This is a genomic window from Candidatus Mycobacterium wuenschmannii (genome assembly GCF_030252325.1).
GTDB lineage: Bacteria > Actinomycetota > Actinomycetes > Mycobacteriales > Mycobacteriaceae > Mycobacterium > Mycobacterium wuenschmannii.
The window spans coordinates 4,650,509-4,663,127 of record NZ_CP126981.1; the positions used below are offsets into that span (position 1 = coordinate 4,650,509).

Here is a 12,619-nt window from a genome sequence, read left to right on the forward strand (position 1 = left end):
TCAGCGTCCTCTGAGGCTTTTCTCCTGTAAATCACAGGAAGCTCAGGTCAGACGCTAGGCAGATGGACACCGCAGAGATACAGGGAAATCCCTTGCATTTGGCCCGCAGTCAGCCGGCCGGCGTCACCCAGGTGGTGATGTCGGCATGCACGACCTCATCACCGCTGCGATCGGTGATGCTGACCGGCACGACAATGTCGATGCCGTCGGTGATCTGAGTGAAGTCCGGCAGGTCCAACTCGGCGCGGGCCAGCAGCGACGTCGTGGCCTTCCCTAGGTACTGGACGTTCATCGCTTTCGGTATCCAGCGGTGGCTGCGGGGGACCGTCGCCTCCATCAACATGCCCATCGCCACCTCGGCCGCATTGCACGACGCGATAGCGTGCACGGTGTGCAGGTGGTTGTAGACGAAAAACCATTTGGGCACCCGCACCTCGGCCAGGCCGGGTTCCATCCGCACCACGTGCGGCAGCACCGACGCGAAGTATGGGACCCGGGCCATCGCCGCGATCGAGAACAACCGACTTCCGCCGGGGGTGCCGGACAGCTGCCGCCAAGCGGCATAGGTGCTGGTCGAGCTCGTCATAGCGGCTCACCTTACTCTGGAGTAAGTAATGCCTGGCAGGTGTCGCGGGAGCGGCTCCGGACAGATTTGGCCCGTACCGCGTTCTAGGGCATACTGTTCGGGTTGCCTTGAGCCGGGTTAGCGCCTGGCCGGGCATACGACCAGCGTCCACACGGACGCATCCGGTCCCAATCTGGAGCGTGACCATTTCGGTCGCTAGCCAGGCTGCGCGAGGGCGACACACCCGACCGCGGGGGCCGGTGGACCAAGACAGGTAAACAGCGGCGCAACAACCGGGCCAGCACCTGATCGTGCCAACGATTGGGCCCGGCAGGAAACCGGGTCTCGACCTGGAGAGTGAGGAAGCGTGGCGGGACAGAAGATCCGCATCAGGCTCAAGGCCTACGACCACGAGGCCATTGACGCCTCGGCGCGCAAGATCGTCGAGACGGTTGTCCGTACGGGCGCCAGTGTGGTTGGCCCAGTGCCGCTGCCGACAGAGAAGAACGTGTACTGCGTTATTCGCTCACCGCACAAATACAAAGATTCGCGGGAGCACTTCGAGATGCGCACTCACAAGCGCCTGATCGACATCCTTGACCCGACCCCGAAAACCGTTGACGCGCTGATGCGCATCGATCTGCCTGCCAGCGTCGACGTCAACATCCAGTAGGAGAGCTGCGAGTAATGGCGAGAAAGGGCATTCTGGGCACCAAGCTGGGCATGACGCAGGTGTTCGACGAGAACAACCGCGTTGTCCCCGTGACGGTGGTCAAGGCCGGGCCGAACGTGGTGACCCGCATCCGTACTCCGGAGGTTGACGGGTACAGCGCGGTGCAGCTGGCCTACGGCGAGATCAGTCCCCGCAAGATCAACAAGCCGCTGGCGGGTCAGTACGCCGCCGCCGGGGTCAACCCGCGCCGGCACCTGGCCGAGTTCCGTCTCGACGACGAAGCCGCCGCGGCCGACTACGAGGTCGGCCAGGAGCTGACGGCCGAAATCTTCGCTGCCGGAACGTATGTCGATGTGACCGGCACGTCGAAGGGCAAGGGCTTCGCCGGAACCATGAAGCGTCACGGCTTCAAGGGTCAGGGCGCGAGCCACGGTGCGCAGGCGGTGCACCGTCGGCCCGGATCCATCGGTGGTTGCGCCACCCCGGCTCGTGTCTTCAAGGGCACCCGGATGGCCGGCCGGATGGGTAGTGACCGGGTGACGACGCAGAACCTGTTGGTGCACTTGGTCGATGCCGAAAACGGCGTGCTGTTGATCAAGGGCGCCGTACCTGGCCGCAACGGCGGACTCGTCGTGGTTCGCAGCGCGATCAAACGAGGTGAGAAGTAATGGCAGCCGAGAAGGCCGCAAAGGCGCTCAAGATCGACGTCAGGACGCCCGCCGGTAAGACCGATGGCTCCGTGGAGCTGCCGGCCGAGCTGTTCGACGCGCCCGCGAACATCGCACTGCTGCACCAGGTCGTCACGGCGCAGCTCGCCGCGAAGCGTCAGGGTACGCACGCGACCAAGACTCGCGGCGAGGTCAGCGGTGGTGGCCGTAAGCCCTATCGGCAGAAGGGAACTGGTCGCGCACGGCAGGGTTCGACGCGTGCGCCGCAGTTCACCGGTGGTGGTGTCGTGCACGGCCCGCAGCCCCGCGACTACAGCCAGCGCACCCCGAAGAAGATGATCGCCGCCGCACTGCGTGGCGCGTTGTCGGACCGGGCCCGCAACGGCCGCATCCACGCGGTCACCGAGCTGGTGACGGGTCAGACCCCGTCGACCAAGAGCGCCAAGGCTTTTCTGGCCTCGATCACCGACCGCAAGCAGGTGCTCGTGGTGATCGGTCGCAGCGACGAGGCCGGCCTGAAGAGCGTGCGCAACCTTCCCGGTGTGCACATCATCGCGCCGGACCAGCTGAACACCTACGACGTGCTGCACGCCGACGACGTGGTGTTCTCGGTGGAAGCACTGAACGCATTCATCGCCGCGAATTCCAAGACCGCTGAGGAGGTTTCGGCCTGATGGCGACCGTCACTGACCCCCGCGACATCATCCTGGCCCCGGTCATCTCAGAGAAGTCCTACGGCCTGATCGATGACAACGTCTACACGTTCCTGGTCCACCCGGACTCGAACAAGACGCAGATCAAGATCGCGATCGAGAAGATCTTCTCGGTCAAGGTGGCCGCGGTGAACACCGCGAACCGCCAGGGCAAGCGCAAGCGCACCCGCAGTGGTTTCGGACAACGCAAGAGCACCAAGCGCGCCATCGTGACGTTGGCGCCCGGTAGCAAGCCGATCGAGTTGTTCGGCGCGACGGCGTAGGAATAGCCGAGGATAGAGAGACTTAACAGACATGGGAATTCGCAAGTACAAGCCGACGACTCCGGGTCGTCGCGGTGCCAGCGTCTCCGATTTCGCCGAGATCACTCGCTCGACTCCGGAGAAGTCGCTCATCAAGCCGTTGCACGGCAAGGGTGGGCGTAACGCGCACGGCCGCATCACGACTCGCCACAAGGGTGGCGGTCACAAGCGGGCCTACCGCGTCATCGACTTCCGTCGCAACGACAAGGACGGCGTCAACGCGAAGGTCGCGCACATCGAGTACGACCCGAACCGCACCGCGAACATCGCGCTGCTGCACTTCCTGGACGGCGAGAAGCGCTACATCATTGCCCCGCTTGGGCTCAAGCAGGGTCACGTGGTGGAGTCCGGCGCTAACGCCGACATCAAGCCCGGCAACAACCTGCCGCTGCGCAACATCCCGGCCGGTACGTTGGTGCACGCCGTGGAGCTGCGTCCGGGCGGTGGCGCCAAGCTCGCTCGCTCGGCCGGATCCAGCATCCAGTTGTTGGGTAAGGAAGGCACGTACGCGTCGCTGCGTATGCCCAGCGGTGAGATCCGCCGTGTCGACGTGCGCTGCCGCGCGACGGTCGGCGAGGTCGGCAACGCCGAGCAGGCCAACATCAACTGGGGTAAAGCCGGCCGTATGCGCTGGAAGGGCAAGCGCCCCACCGTCCGTGGTGTCGTGATGAACCCGGTGGACCACCCGCACGGTGGTGGTGAGGGTAAGACCTCCGGTGGTCGTCACCCGGTCAGCCCGTGGGGTAAGCCGGAAGGCCGCACCCGTAAGGGCAACAAGCCCAGCGACAAGCTCATCGTCCGACGCCGGCGCACCGGCAAGAAGTCTCGCTAGCGGCAGCCAGGAGAAACAGAGATGCCACGCAGCCTTAAAAAGGGTCCGTTCGTCGACGACCATCTGCTCAAGAAGGTCGACGTTCAGAACGAGAAGAACACCAAGCAGGTCATCAAGACCTGGTCGCGTCGTTCGACCATCATTCCCGACTTCATCGGGCACACCTTCGCTGTGCACGACGGTCGCAAGCACGTCCCGGTGTTCGTCACCGAATCGATGGTGGGCCACAAACTGGGTGAGTTCGCACCGACGCGCACCTTCAAGGGACACATCAAAGACGACCGGAAGGCCAAGCGGCGATGAGCACGGCTACTGAATTCCCGTCGGCGACGGCGGTCGCGCGGTTCGTGCGGGTGTCGCCGACCAAGGCGCGCCGGGTCATCGACCTCGTTCGCGGCAAGTCGGTCACCGAGGCCCTGGACATCCTGCGCTGGGCGCCGCAAGCGGCCAGCGAGCCGGTTGCCAAGGTCATCGCGAGCGCTGCGGCCAACGCGCAGAACAACAATGGGCTCGACCCGTCGACCCTCGTGGTCGCCACGGTCTACGCCGACGACGGTCCCACCGCCAAGCGGATCCGTCCGCGCGCCCAGGGCCGCGCGTTCCGAATCCGTCGGCGCACCAGCCACATCACGGTGATCGTCGAGAGCCGGCCGAGCAAGGACGGTCGGGGTTCGCAGTCCGCGAGCGCCGCCCGCGCACGCCGCGCCCAGGGCAGCAAGGCCGCGGGCACGGCCCCGGCCAAGAAGGCTCCCGCGAAGAAGGCGGCCGCCGACAAGGCACCCGCCAAGAAGGCAACAGCAGACAAGGCGCCGGCCAAGAAGGCGGCTGCAAAGAAGGCATCCGCCGCGAAGTCCGCTGCGACTGAAGCGACTTCGGAATCGAAGGAGGGCTCGGAGTAGTGGGCCAGAAGATCAATCCGCACGGATTCCGCCTCGGCATCACCACCGAGTGGAAGTCCCGGTGGTACGCCGACAAGCAGTACGCGGACTACATCAAGGAAGACGTGTCGATCCGCAAGCTGCTGTCGACCGGCTTGGAGCGCGCCGGCATCGCCGACGTGGAGATCGAGCGCACCCGCGACCGGGTTCGGGTGGACATCCACACCGCCCGTCCGGGCATCGTCATCGGTCGCCGTGGCACCGAGGCCGATCGCATCCGCGCCGACCTGGAGAAGCTGACCGGCAAGCAGGTCCAGCTGAACATCCTCGAGGTGAAAAACCCTGAGTCGACTGCACAATTGGTGGCCCAGGGTGTGGCCGAGCAGCTGAGCAACCGGGTGGCGTTCCGTCGCGCGATGCGTAAGGCGATCCAGTCGGCGATGCGCCAGCCCAATGTCAAAGGCATCCGGGTGCAGTGCTCGGGCCGCCTCGGTGGCGCTGAGATGAGCCGCTCGGAGTTCTACCGCGAAGGTCGGGTGCCGCTGCACACGCTGCGTGCCGACATCGACTACGGCCTCTACGAGGCCAAGACCACCTTCGGCCGCATCGGTGTGAAGGTCTGGATTTACAAGGGCGACATCGTCGGTGGCAAGCGCGAACTGGTTGCGCCGTCGGCTGGAGCCGAGCGTCCGCGCCGCGAGCGTCCGTCGGGCACCCGCCCGCGCCGCAGCGGATCCGCGGGCACGACGGCGACCAGTACCGAGGCCGGCCGCGCCGCGTCCAGCGCCGAAGAGACTGCACCGGCAGCACCTTCGGCCGAGGCGCCCGCCGTCGAGGCGCAGAGTACGGAGAGCTAAACCATGTTGATTCCCCGCAGAGTCAAGCACCGCAAGCAGCACCACCCGCGTCAGCGCGGAATCGCCAGTGGTGGAACGTCGGTGAGCTTCGGCGACTACGGCATCCAGGCACTGGAGCACGCCTACATCACCAACCGGCAGATCGAGTCCGCTCGTATCGCCATCAACCGGCACATCAAGCGTGGCGGCAAGGTGTGGATCAACATCTTCCCCGACCGTCCGCTGACCAAGAAGCCCGCCGAAACCCGCATGGGTTCGGGTAAGGGTTCGCCGGAGTGGTGGATCGCCAACGTGAAACCGGGTCGCGTGCTCTTCGAGCTCAGCTTCCCCAACGAGCAGACCGCACGGGAAGCACTGACCCGCGCGATCCACAAGCTGCCGATCAAGGCACGCATCATCACCCGAGAGGATCAGTTCTGATGGCAGTGGGAACTTCGCCTGGCGAACTGCGCGAGCTCGACGACCAAGAGCTGATCGACAAGTTGCGCGAATTCAAGGAAGAGCTGTTCAACCTGCGCTTCCAAATGGCGACCGGTCAGCTCGCCAACAACCGTCGGCTGCGCACGGTCCGTCAGGAAATCGCACGGATCTACACCGTGCTTCGTGAACGCGAGCTCGGTCTGGCCGCGGGCCCGAATGGTGAGGAGTCGTAATGGCTGAGACGAAGAAGGCAGCCCCCGCGAAGAAGGCGGCGCCCGCAAAGGACGCAAGTGCCAAGGGGCCCAAGCACACTCCGGCCACCCCGAAGCCGCGCGGTCGTCGCAAGACGCGCATCGGTTACGTGGTGAGTGACAAGATGCAGAAGACCATCGTGGTGGAGCTCGAAGACCGCGTGCGTCACCCGCTGTACGACAAGATCATCCGGACCACCAAGAAGGTCAAGGCGCACGACGAGCACGGCGACGCCGGCATCGGCGACCGCGTCTCGCTGATGGAGACCCGCCCGACGTCGGCGACCAAGCGTTGGCGGCTCGTCGAGATCCTGGAGAAGGCTAAGTAACCTCGGCCGCCCGTGCGCTCAACAGCGCACGGTAGCCAGGGTCGAGTCGGCGCACCGCGACCACGAAGGTCAGCGCGATCAGCGGTCCGATCACTCCGTAAACCGCTGCGGGCAAAGCCATATCGGCGTTGTTCAGCAGTTGCGGGCTCAGCGCGATCCCGACCGCGACGACGGCATTGTGCAATCCGATCTCGAGGCTGACGGCGATCGCCTGTCGCGGGCCCAGCCGCATCGAGCGCGACACCAGATAACCGACGGTGAGGCTGACCGCGCAGAAGCTGGCAACGGCGAGCGCAAGCACCCCGAAGTTCTTGAACAGCGAGGTCTGTCCGCTCGCGATCCCGCCGACGACGGCCAGCACCAGCAACACCGCCGCCGCTATCCGGACGAACTTGTGCAGCCGATGCGCGAAGTCGGGGAAGCGGTGCCGGATCGCGATGCCGATCGCGACGGGGATCAGCACCATTGCGATGACGCCGAAGAATTTGTCGAATTGCAGTGGGATGAACCGTCCTTCGCCGAGAAACCAGCTCAGCGAGAAGGCCAGAATCGCGGGGATGGCGACGATCGACAGCACCGCGTTGATGGCGGTGAGCGTGAGATTGAGAGCCAGGTCGCCGTCGGCCAGGTGGCTCACGATGTTCGCCAGCATCCCGCCCGGCGTCGCGGCCATCAGCATCAGGCCGACCGCCAGGTTGGGCTCTAGGTTTAGCGCCTCGGCGATCAGCAGGCACAGCGCGGGCAATACCAGCGACTGACAGATCAGGGCCACCAGCAGCGGACGCCGCACGGTGGCCGCCCGGCGGAAGTCGTCGACGGTGAGCGTGAGCCCGAGGGCCAGCATGACCGCGCCGACGACCAACGGCAGGAACTGGTTGTTCATGGGTCTCCAAGCTGTCCGTACGGTAGATAGCCAGTCTATCGGTTTGCTGTAGTAGCGCGCCCCGTCAGAACCAGCGTGATTCGAAGCGGTGTAGACACCGACGGCCCCGTGATCGATACAAGTCGCAGCACAATCGAAAGTGGTTTGCTGACAACACCTTTCGGCGAATAGTGGATCGGGTCGCCCGAATGGGCGTGCCGGCGAAAGCCAGCCGGCGCCGACGCGGCCGCGGGCGGAGCGGCGACGCCTTGGATACCTTGCCAATCAACCGTACGCCCGCGACCAGGCCGGAGAAGGAGTGGCAGTTATGACCTTGCGCGTCGTTCCCGAAGGCTTGGCTGCCGCTTGTGCGGGCGTGGAAGCGTTGACCGCCCGGCTCGCCGCCGCGCATGCCGCCGCGACACCGCTGATCGCCGCCGTCGTTCCCCCCGCCGCGGACCCGGTGTCGCTGCAGAGTGCCGCGGAATTCAGTGCCCGGGGCGGACTGCACGCCGCGGTCGCCGCCCAGGGTGCCGAGGAGCTTGGTAGGGCGGGCATCGGTGTGGGGGAGTCGGGTGCCAGCTATGCAAGCGGTGACGCGGCGGGTTCGTCGCTGTACCACTCCCCGGCCGGCTGAACATGACCGCTCCGATGTGGATCGCCGCGCCGCCGGAGGTGCACTCGACGTTGCTCAGCAGTGGTCCGGGCGCCGGGCCGCTGCTGGCGGCGGCCGGTGCCTGGGATGCGCTGAGCGCCGAATATGCCACGGTGGCAGACGAACTCACCATCCTGCTGGCGCAGGTACAGGCCGGAGCGTGGCAAGGGCCGAGCGCCGAGTCGTTCGTCACCGCCAATGCTCCGTTTCTGGCCTGGCTCAACCAGGCAGGCGCGAACAGTGCCGCGGCGGCTGCTCAACACGAGACCCTGGCTGCCGCCCACACCGCGGCAGTGGCCGCGATGCCCACGCTGCCGGAACTGGCCACCAATCACATCGTGCACGGCGTGCTGGCCGCGACCAATTTCTTTGGCATCAACACGATTCCGATCGCGCTGAACGAAGCGGACTACGCGCGGATGTGGGTACAGGCCGCCGCCACGATGGGGACTTATCAGGCGGTGGCCGACTCGGCCGTCGCCGCGACACCGGTCACCGAGCTGGCGCCCCCAATCCTCAAGGCGGACAACAGCACCAGCCCTACCGCGTCACCCGCCAGCGCCACCGAGACGCCGCTGGACCAACTGATCGTGCAGTTCCTCCAGGCTCGGGGCATTACCTGGGATCCCACCGCAGGCACCATCGACGGGCTGCCCTACTCGGCCTATACCAACCCGCTCACGACGCTGTACTGGGTGAAGAACACCGTCACGCTGGTGCAGGAGCTGGAGACCTTCGCCCAATTGCTGGCCACTAATCCCGCCGCGGCGCTGGCCAGCCTGACGCCGGCCAACATCATCGCGTTTCTTGTCGCGCACCCGGTGGTCGCCGCCGCCGTCGCGGCCAGTTCGACCACCGCGGTGCTCCCGGCAGCCGCAGCCGCAGCGGTGGCCTCGGTTGCGGCCGTGGTGGCACTGATCGACCCGTCCCTGTTTCAGCCGTTCGTCCCGCCTCTGCCTCCGATCGCCACGCTGCCGATCGCGCCGGTGATCGCCTCGGCCCCACTCGCCGCCGCGACGGTGGCGCCCACCGCGCCGGCCCCGTCGGCTCCCGCCGCGCCCGCGGCGAGCACCGCCACCGGTACGGCCCCCGCGCCGACGCCGACGCCGCCGCCGACCGCCGCGCACGGGCTGGCGATCCCGTACGCGGTCTTCACCGGCGGGGGGCCGCCGATCGGGTTTGGCTCCGGGGCCAAAGCGGGCGTCGCCGCGAGCGCGCGACTCAAGACTCCCGGCGAATCGGCTGCCGTCGGCACGGCGGCCGCCGCCCGGCGTCGGACGCGCAAACGCAAGCAACAGCAGGCGCACAAGCACGACTATGCCGACGCCACAATGGATTACGACACGCCGCCGGAGACTGAGGCATCCGAGAGCGGCGGTGGACCACTCGGCTTCGCCGGCACCGCGACGAAGAGCGCGGACCAAGCCGCGGGTCTGGCCACGCTGGAGAGCGACGAATTCGGTGGCGGACCGAGCATCCCGATGTTGCCGCGCACCTGGACGCCGGAAGGCGGTCGCGACACCTAGTTGCGGTGTAGTCTGCATCCGAAGTTCCGGGGGTTCACTACGAGAGTGAGGCCAGCGATGGCTACGGAATTCAACGGCAAGATCGAACTGGACATCCGGGATTCGGAACCGGATTGGGGTCCCTACGCCGCGCCCACCGCGCCGGAGGGGGCGCCCAACGTCCTGTATCTGGTGTGGGACGACACCGGCATCGCGACCTGGGACTGCTTCGGTGGGCTGGTCGACATGCCGGCCATGTCACGCATCGCCGAGCGCGGGGTGCGGCTGTCGCAGTTCCACACCACGGCGTTGTGTTCGCCCACCCGGGCTTCGCTGCTGACCGGCCGCAACGCCACCACGGTCGGCATGGCGATGATCGAGGAGTTCACCGAGGGCTTCCCGAATTCGAACGGCCGCATACCCTTCGAAACCGCCTTGTTGTCAGAGGTATTGGCCGAACAGGGTTACAACACCTACTGCATCGGCAAGTGGCATCTGACCCCGCTGGAGGAATCCAACCTGGCCGCCACCAAACGGCACTGGCCCACCTCGCGCGGTTTCGAGCGGTTCTACGGATTCCTGGGCGGCGAGACCGACCAGTGGTACCCCGACCTGGTTTACGACAACCACCCGGTGAACCCGCCCGGCACCCCGGAGGACGGCTATCACCTCTCGAAAGACCTTGCGGACAAGACAATTGAATTCATTCGCGACGCCAAGGTGATCGCGCCGGACAAGCCGTGGTTCAGCTATGTGTGCCCCGGCGCCGGCCACGCGCCGCACCACGTCTTCCAGGAGTGGGCCGACCGTTACGCGGGCAAATTCGACATGGGCTACGAGCGTTACCGCGAGATCGTGCTCGAGCGCCAGAAGTCGCTGGGCATCGTGCCGCCCGACACCGAACTGTCGCCGGTCAACCCCTACCTCGACGTCACGGGGCCCGACGGCCAACCCTGGCCGCTGCAGGACACCGTGCGCCCGTGGGACTCGCTGAACGACGAAGAGAAGCGACTGTTCAGCCGGATGGCGGAGGTGTTCGCCGGTTTCCTGAGCTACACCGACGCCCAGATCGGCCGAATCCTGGACTATCTCGAGGAATCGGGTCAGCTGGACAACACCCTGATCGTGGTGATCTCCGACAACGGCGCCAGCGGCGAGGGTGGACCCAACGGCTCGGTGAACGAGGGCAAATTCTTCAACGGCTACATCGACACCGTCGAAGAGAGCATGAAGGTGTTCGACCAACTCGGCGGGCCGCAGACCTACAACCACTACCCGATCGGGTGGGCGATGGCCTTCAACACGCCCTACAAGCTGTACAAGCGCTACGCCTCACACGAGGGTGGCATCGCCGACACCGCGATTGTGTCCTGGCCCAAGGGAATCGCGGCACACGGCGAGGTTCGCGACACCTACGTCAACGTCTGCGACGTCACCCCCACGGTCTACGACCTGCTCGACATTCAACCGCCGGACTCGGTCAAGGGTGTCCCGCAGCAACCGCTGGACGGGGTGAGTTTCAGAGCGGCGCTGTTGGATTCGGCCGCGAGCACCGGCAAGGACACCCAGTTCTACACCATGCTGGGCACCCGCGGAATCTGGCACGACGGCTGGTTCGCCAACACCGTCCACGCCGCCACCCCCGCGGGTTGGGGGCATTTCGACGCCGATCGCTGGGAACTGTTCCATATCGAGGCCGATCGCAGCCAGTGTCGCGATCTCGCCGCCGAGCAGCCGGAGAAACTGGAAGAGCTGAAGGCGCTGTGGTTTTCGGAGGCGGCCAAGTACCAGGGGCTGCCGCTGTCGGATCTCAACATCATGGAAACGCTGATGCGTTCGCGCCCGCTGTTGAGCGGTGACCGCGAAAGCTACACCTATTACCCGGCTTGCGCGGACGTCGGGATCGGGGCCGGCGCCGAGCTTCGCGGTCGCTCGTTCGCGGTGCTCGCCGACGTCACCGTCGACACCACCGGCGCCGAGGGGGTGTTGTTCAAGCAGGGCGGCGCGCACGGCGGTCATGTGTTGTTCGTCCAGGACGGGCGACTGCACTACGTCTACAACTTCCTGGGGGAGCGGCAGCAGGAGGTGGCCTCGTCGCAGGCGGTGCCGCTGGGTCGGCACGTCTTCGGTGTCCGCTATGCCCGCAGCGGAACGGTGGAGAACAGCCACACCCCGCTGGGCGATGTGACGCTGTTCATCGACGACACGACGGTCGGCACGCTCGCCGACGTGCAGTCGCATCCGGGGACGTTCGGGCTGGCCGGCGCGGGCATCACGGTCGGGCGTAACGGCGGATCGGCGGTGTCCAGCCGGTACAAGGCGCCGTTCGCGTTCACCGGCGGCACCATCGCCCAGGTCACCGTCGACCTCTCCGGGCGGCCATATCGGGATGTGGAAAAGGAATTGGCGCTAGCCTTTTCGCGTGACTGACCCGCCGTCGAAGGCTCGGTGGGCCGCGGTGGGCGCGGCCGCGCTGCTGTCGCTCGCGGGCTGCGTCCGGATCATCGACGGCAGCGCCACGCCGGGCGGTAGACCGGACGCCTCGTCGGCGCAACAGCCGGGTTGGCGTCACGGCAAGTCGGCGCCCGGCGTCGAGCCGACGCTGCGTCAGCGCATTCCGCCCAGCGCGTTCGTCTGCTTCCCGGGCCCGGGTGGCAGCGGCATCGGCACCGTCGCGCAGGTGCACGACACAGCAGCGCCGCGGATCACCATCACCCTGCCCGACGGGTGGACCGGCGAACCCGGGCAGCGCGATCGGGCGCTGACGCTGTCCGGGCCCGCCGGCATGCGCGGTGCTGTCACCATCGCCGCGACCCGGCTCGACCCGGGCAGGGCGTTCTCGGATTACGCTGCCGCACTGGCACATTCGAAGTCCGAGTTCCGGGTCGAGACCCGCGGCGCCAAGTTCTGCGGATACAGCAGCCAGAAACTCTTCGGCACGTTCACCGACGACACGGGCACTGTGGAATTCGCCGACCGGCTCGCCCACATCTGGACCAACACGGCTGACTACCTGGTCGCAATCCACGTCGAGGGCCCAAAGGACGCCCCAGGCTTCCGCGGTGCCAAAACCACGCTGACGCAAGACTTCGCAGTCGTCATACCCTGA

General features: G+C 66.4%; 17 protein-coding genes. 15 read left to right on the forward strand and 2 right to left on the reverse strand.

Annotated features, from left to right (window positions below; all coding sequences use genetic code 11):
* Positions 1-109: 109 nt before the first annotated feature.
* The gene (locus PT015_RS22375; protein WP_285187268.1) at positions 110-586 is read right to left on the reverse strand and encodes a hotdog fold domain-containing protein; all 477 of its coding nucleotides are present in this window, start codon (positions 584-586) and stop codon (positions 110-112) included.
* A 346-nt stretch (positions 587-932) separates the two neighbouring features.
* Between PT015_RS22375 and rpsJ the strand changes: the two genes are divergently transcribed.
* The 11 genes from rpsJ to rpsQ are packed head-to-tail and all read left to right on the forward strand — an operon-like array spanning position 933 to position 6,488.
* On the forward strand, positions 933-1,238 hold the full coding sequence (rpsJ, locus tag PT015_RS22380; RefSeq protein ID WP_003873519.1) for a 30S ribosomal protein S10: 306 nt from the start codon (positions 933-935) through the stop codon (positions 1,236-1,238).
* A gap of 14 nt (positions 1,239-1,252) precedes the next feature.
* Positions 1,253-1,906 (forward strand): 50S ribosomal protein L3, encoded by a 654-nt coding sequence (gene rplC / locus PT015_RS22385; protein ID WP_285187313.1) that lies wholly within the window; start codon positions 1,253-1,255, stop codon positions 1,904-1,906.
* Positions 1,906-2,580 (forward strand): 50S ribosomal protein L4, encoded by a 675-nt coding sequence (rplD, locus tag PT015_RS22390; protein ID WP_285187314.1) that lies wholly within the window; start codon positions 1,906-1,908, stop codon positions 2,578-2,580. The genes rplC and rplD overlap by 1 nt, the downstream gene beginning before the upstream one ends.
* Positions 2,580-2,882 (forward strand): 50S ribosomal protein L23, encoded by a 303-nt coding sequence (gene rplW, locus PT015_RS22395; RefSeq protein WP_240259943.1) that lies wholly within the window; start codon positions 2,580-2,582, stop codon positions 2,880-2,882. The genes rplD and rplW overlap by 1 nt, the downstream gene beginning before the upstream one ends.
* Before the next feature lie 31 nt (positions 2,883-2,913).
* Complete coding sequence (gene rplB, locus PT015_RS22400) at positions 2,914-3,753, forward strand: 50S ribosomal protein L2 (RefSeq protein ID WP_285187318.1); 840 nt, start codon at positions 2,914-2,916, stop codon at positions 3,751-3,753.
* A gap of 21 nt (positions 3,754-3,774) precedes the next feature.
* On the forward strand, positions 3,775-4,056 hold the full coding sequence (gene rpsS / locus PT015_RS22405) for a 30S ribosomal protein S19 (protein WP_006245110.1): 282 nt from the start codon (positions 3,775-3,777) through the stop codon (positions 4,054-4,056).
* A complete protein-coding gene (gene rplV, locus PT015_RS22410) occupies positions 4,053-4,652 on the forward strand; it encodes a 50S ribosomal protein L22 (protein WP_285187321.1) in 600 nt (199 codons plus the stop codon). Before rpsS ends, rplV begins: the two co-directional genes overlap by 4 nt.
* Positions 4,652-5,488 carry a 30S ribosomal protein S3 gene (gene rpsC / locus PT015_RS22415; protein ID WP_285187324.1) on the forward strand — a complete coding sequence of 279 codons (837 nt, stop codon included), beginning with the start codon at positions 4,652-4,654 and terminating at the stop codon, positions 5,486-5,488. Before rplV ends, rpsC begins: the two co-directional genes overlap by 1 nt.
* A gap of 3 nt (positions 5,489-5,491) precedes the next feature.
* Positions 5,492-5,908 carry a 50S ribosomal protein L16 gene (gene rplP, locus PT015_RS22420; protein WP_285187325.1) on the forward strand — a complete coding sequence of 139 codons (417 nt, stop codon included), beginning with the start codon at positions 5,492-5,494 and terminating at the stop codon, positions 5,906-5,908.
* Entirely contained in the window at positions 5,908-6,141 is a 234-nt protein-coding gene (gene rpmC, locus PT015_RS22425) for a 50S ribosomal protein L29 (RefSeq protein WP_285187326.1), read from the forward strand. Before rplP ends, rpmC begins: the two co-directional genes overlap by 1 nt.
* On the forward strand, positions 6,141-6,488 hold the full coding sequence (gene rpsQ, locus PT015_RS22430; RefSeq protein WP_285187327.1) for a 30S ribosomal protein S17: 348 nt from the start codon (positions 6,141-6,143) through the stop codon (positions 6,486-6,488). The genes rpmC and rpsQ overlap by 1 nt, the downstream gene beginning before the upstream one ends.
* Here rpsQ and PT015_RS22435 read toward each other — a convergent pair.
* A complete protein-coding gene (locus PT015_RS22435; RefSeq protein ID WP_285187328.1) occupies positions 6,481-7,371 on the reverse strand; it encodes a bile acid:sodium symporter family protein in 891 nt (296 codons plus the stop codon). The two genes, rpsQ and PT015_RS22435, sit on opposite strands and share 8 nt — an antisense overlap.
* A 307-nt stretch (positions 7,372-7,678) precedes the next feature.
* On the opposite strand from PT015_RS22435, the gene PT015_RS22440 reads away from it, so the two are divergent.
* Genes PT015_RS22440 through PT015_RS22455 form a run of 4 tightly spaced genes read left to right on the forward strand, consistent with a single transcriptional unit; the run spans position 7,679 to position 12,619 of the window.
* Positions 7,679-7,987, forward strand: coding sequence for a PE family protein (locus tag PT015_RS22440; RefSeq protein WP_285187329.1), 309 nt, complete (start codon positions 7,679-7,681; stop codon positions 7,985-7,987).
* 2 nt (positions 7,988-7,989) lie between these two features.
* Positions 7,990-9,531, forward strand: a complete 1,542-nt coding sequence (locus PT015_RS22445) for a PPE family protein (protein ID WP_285187331.1) — start codon at positions 7,990-7,992, stop codon at positions 9,529-9,531.
* A 57-nt stretch (positions 9,532-9,588) separates the two neighbouring features.
* Positions 9,589-11,940 (forward strand): arylsulfatase, encoded by a 2,352-nt coding sequence (locus PT015_RS22450; protein ID WP_285187332.1) that lies wholly within the window; start codon positions 9,589-9,591, stop codon positions 11,938-11,940.
* Entirely contained in the window at positions 11,933-12,619 is a 687-nt protein-coding gene (locus PT015_RS22455) for a hypothetical protein (protein WP_285187333.1), read from the forward strand. Before PT015_RS22450 ends, PT015_RS22455 begins: the two co-directional genes overlap by 8 nt.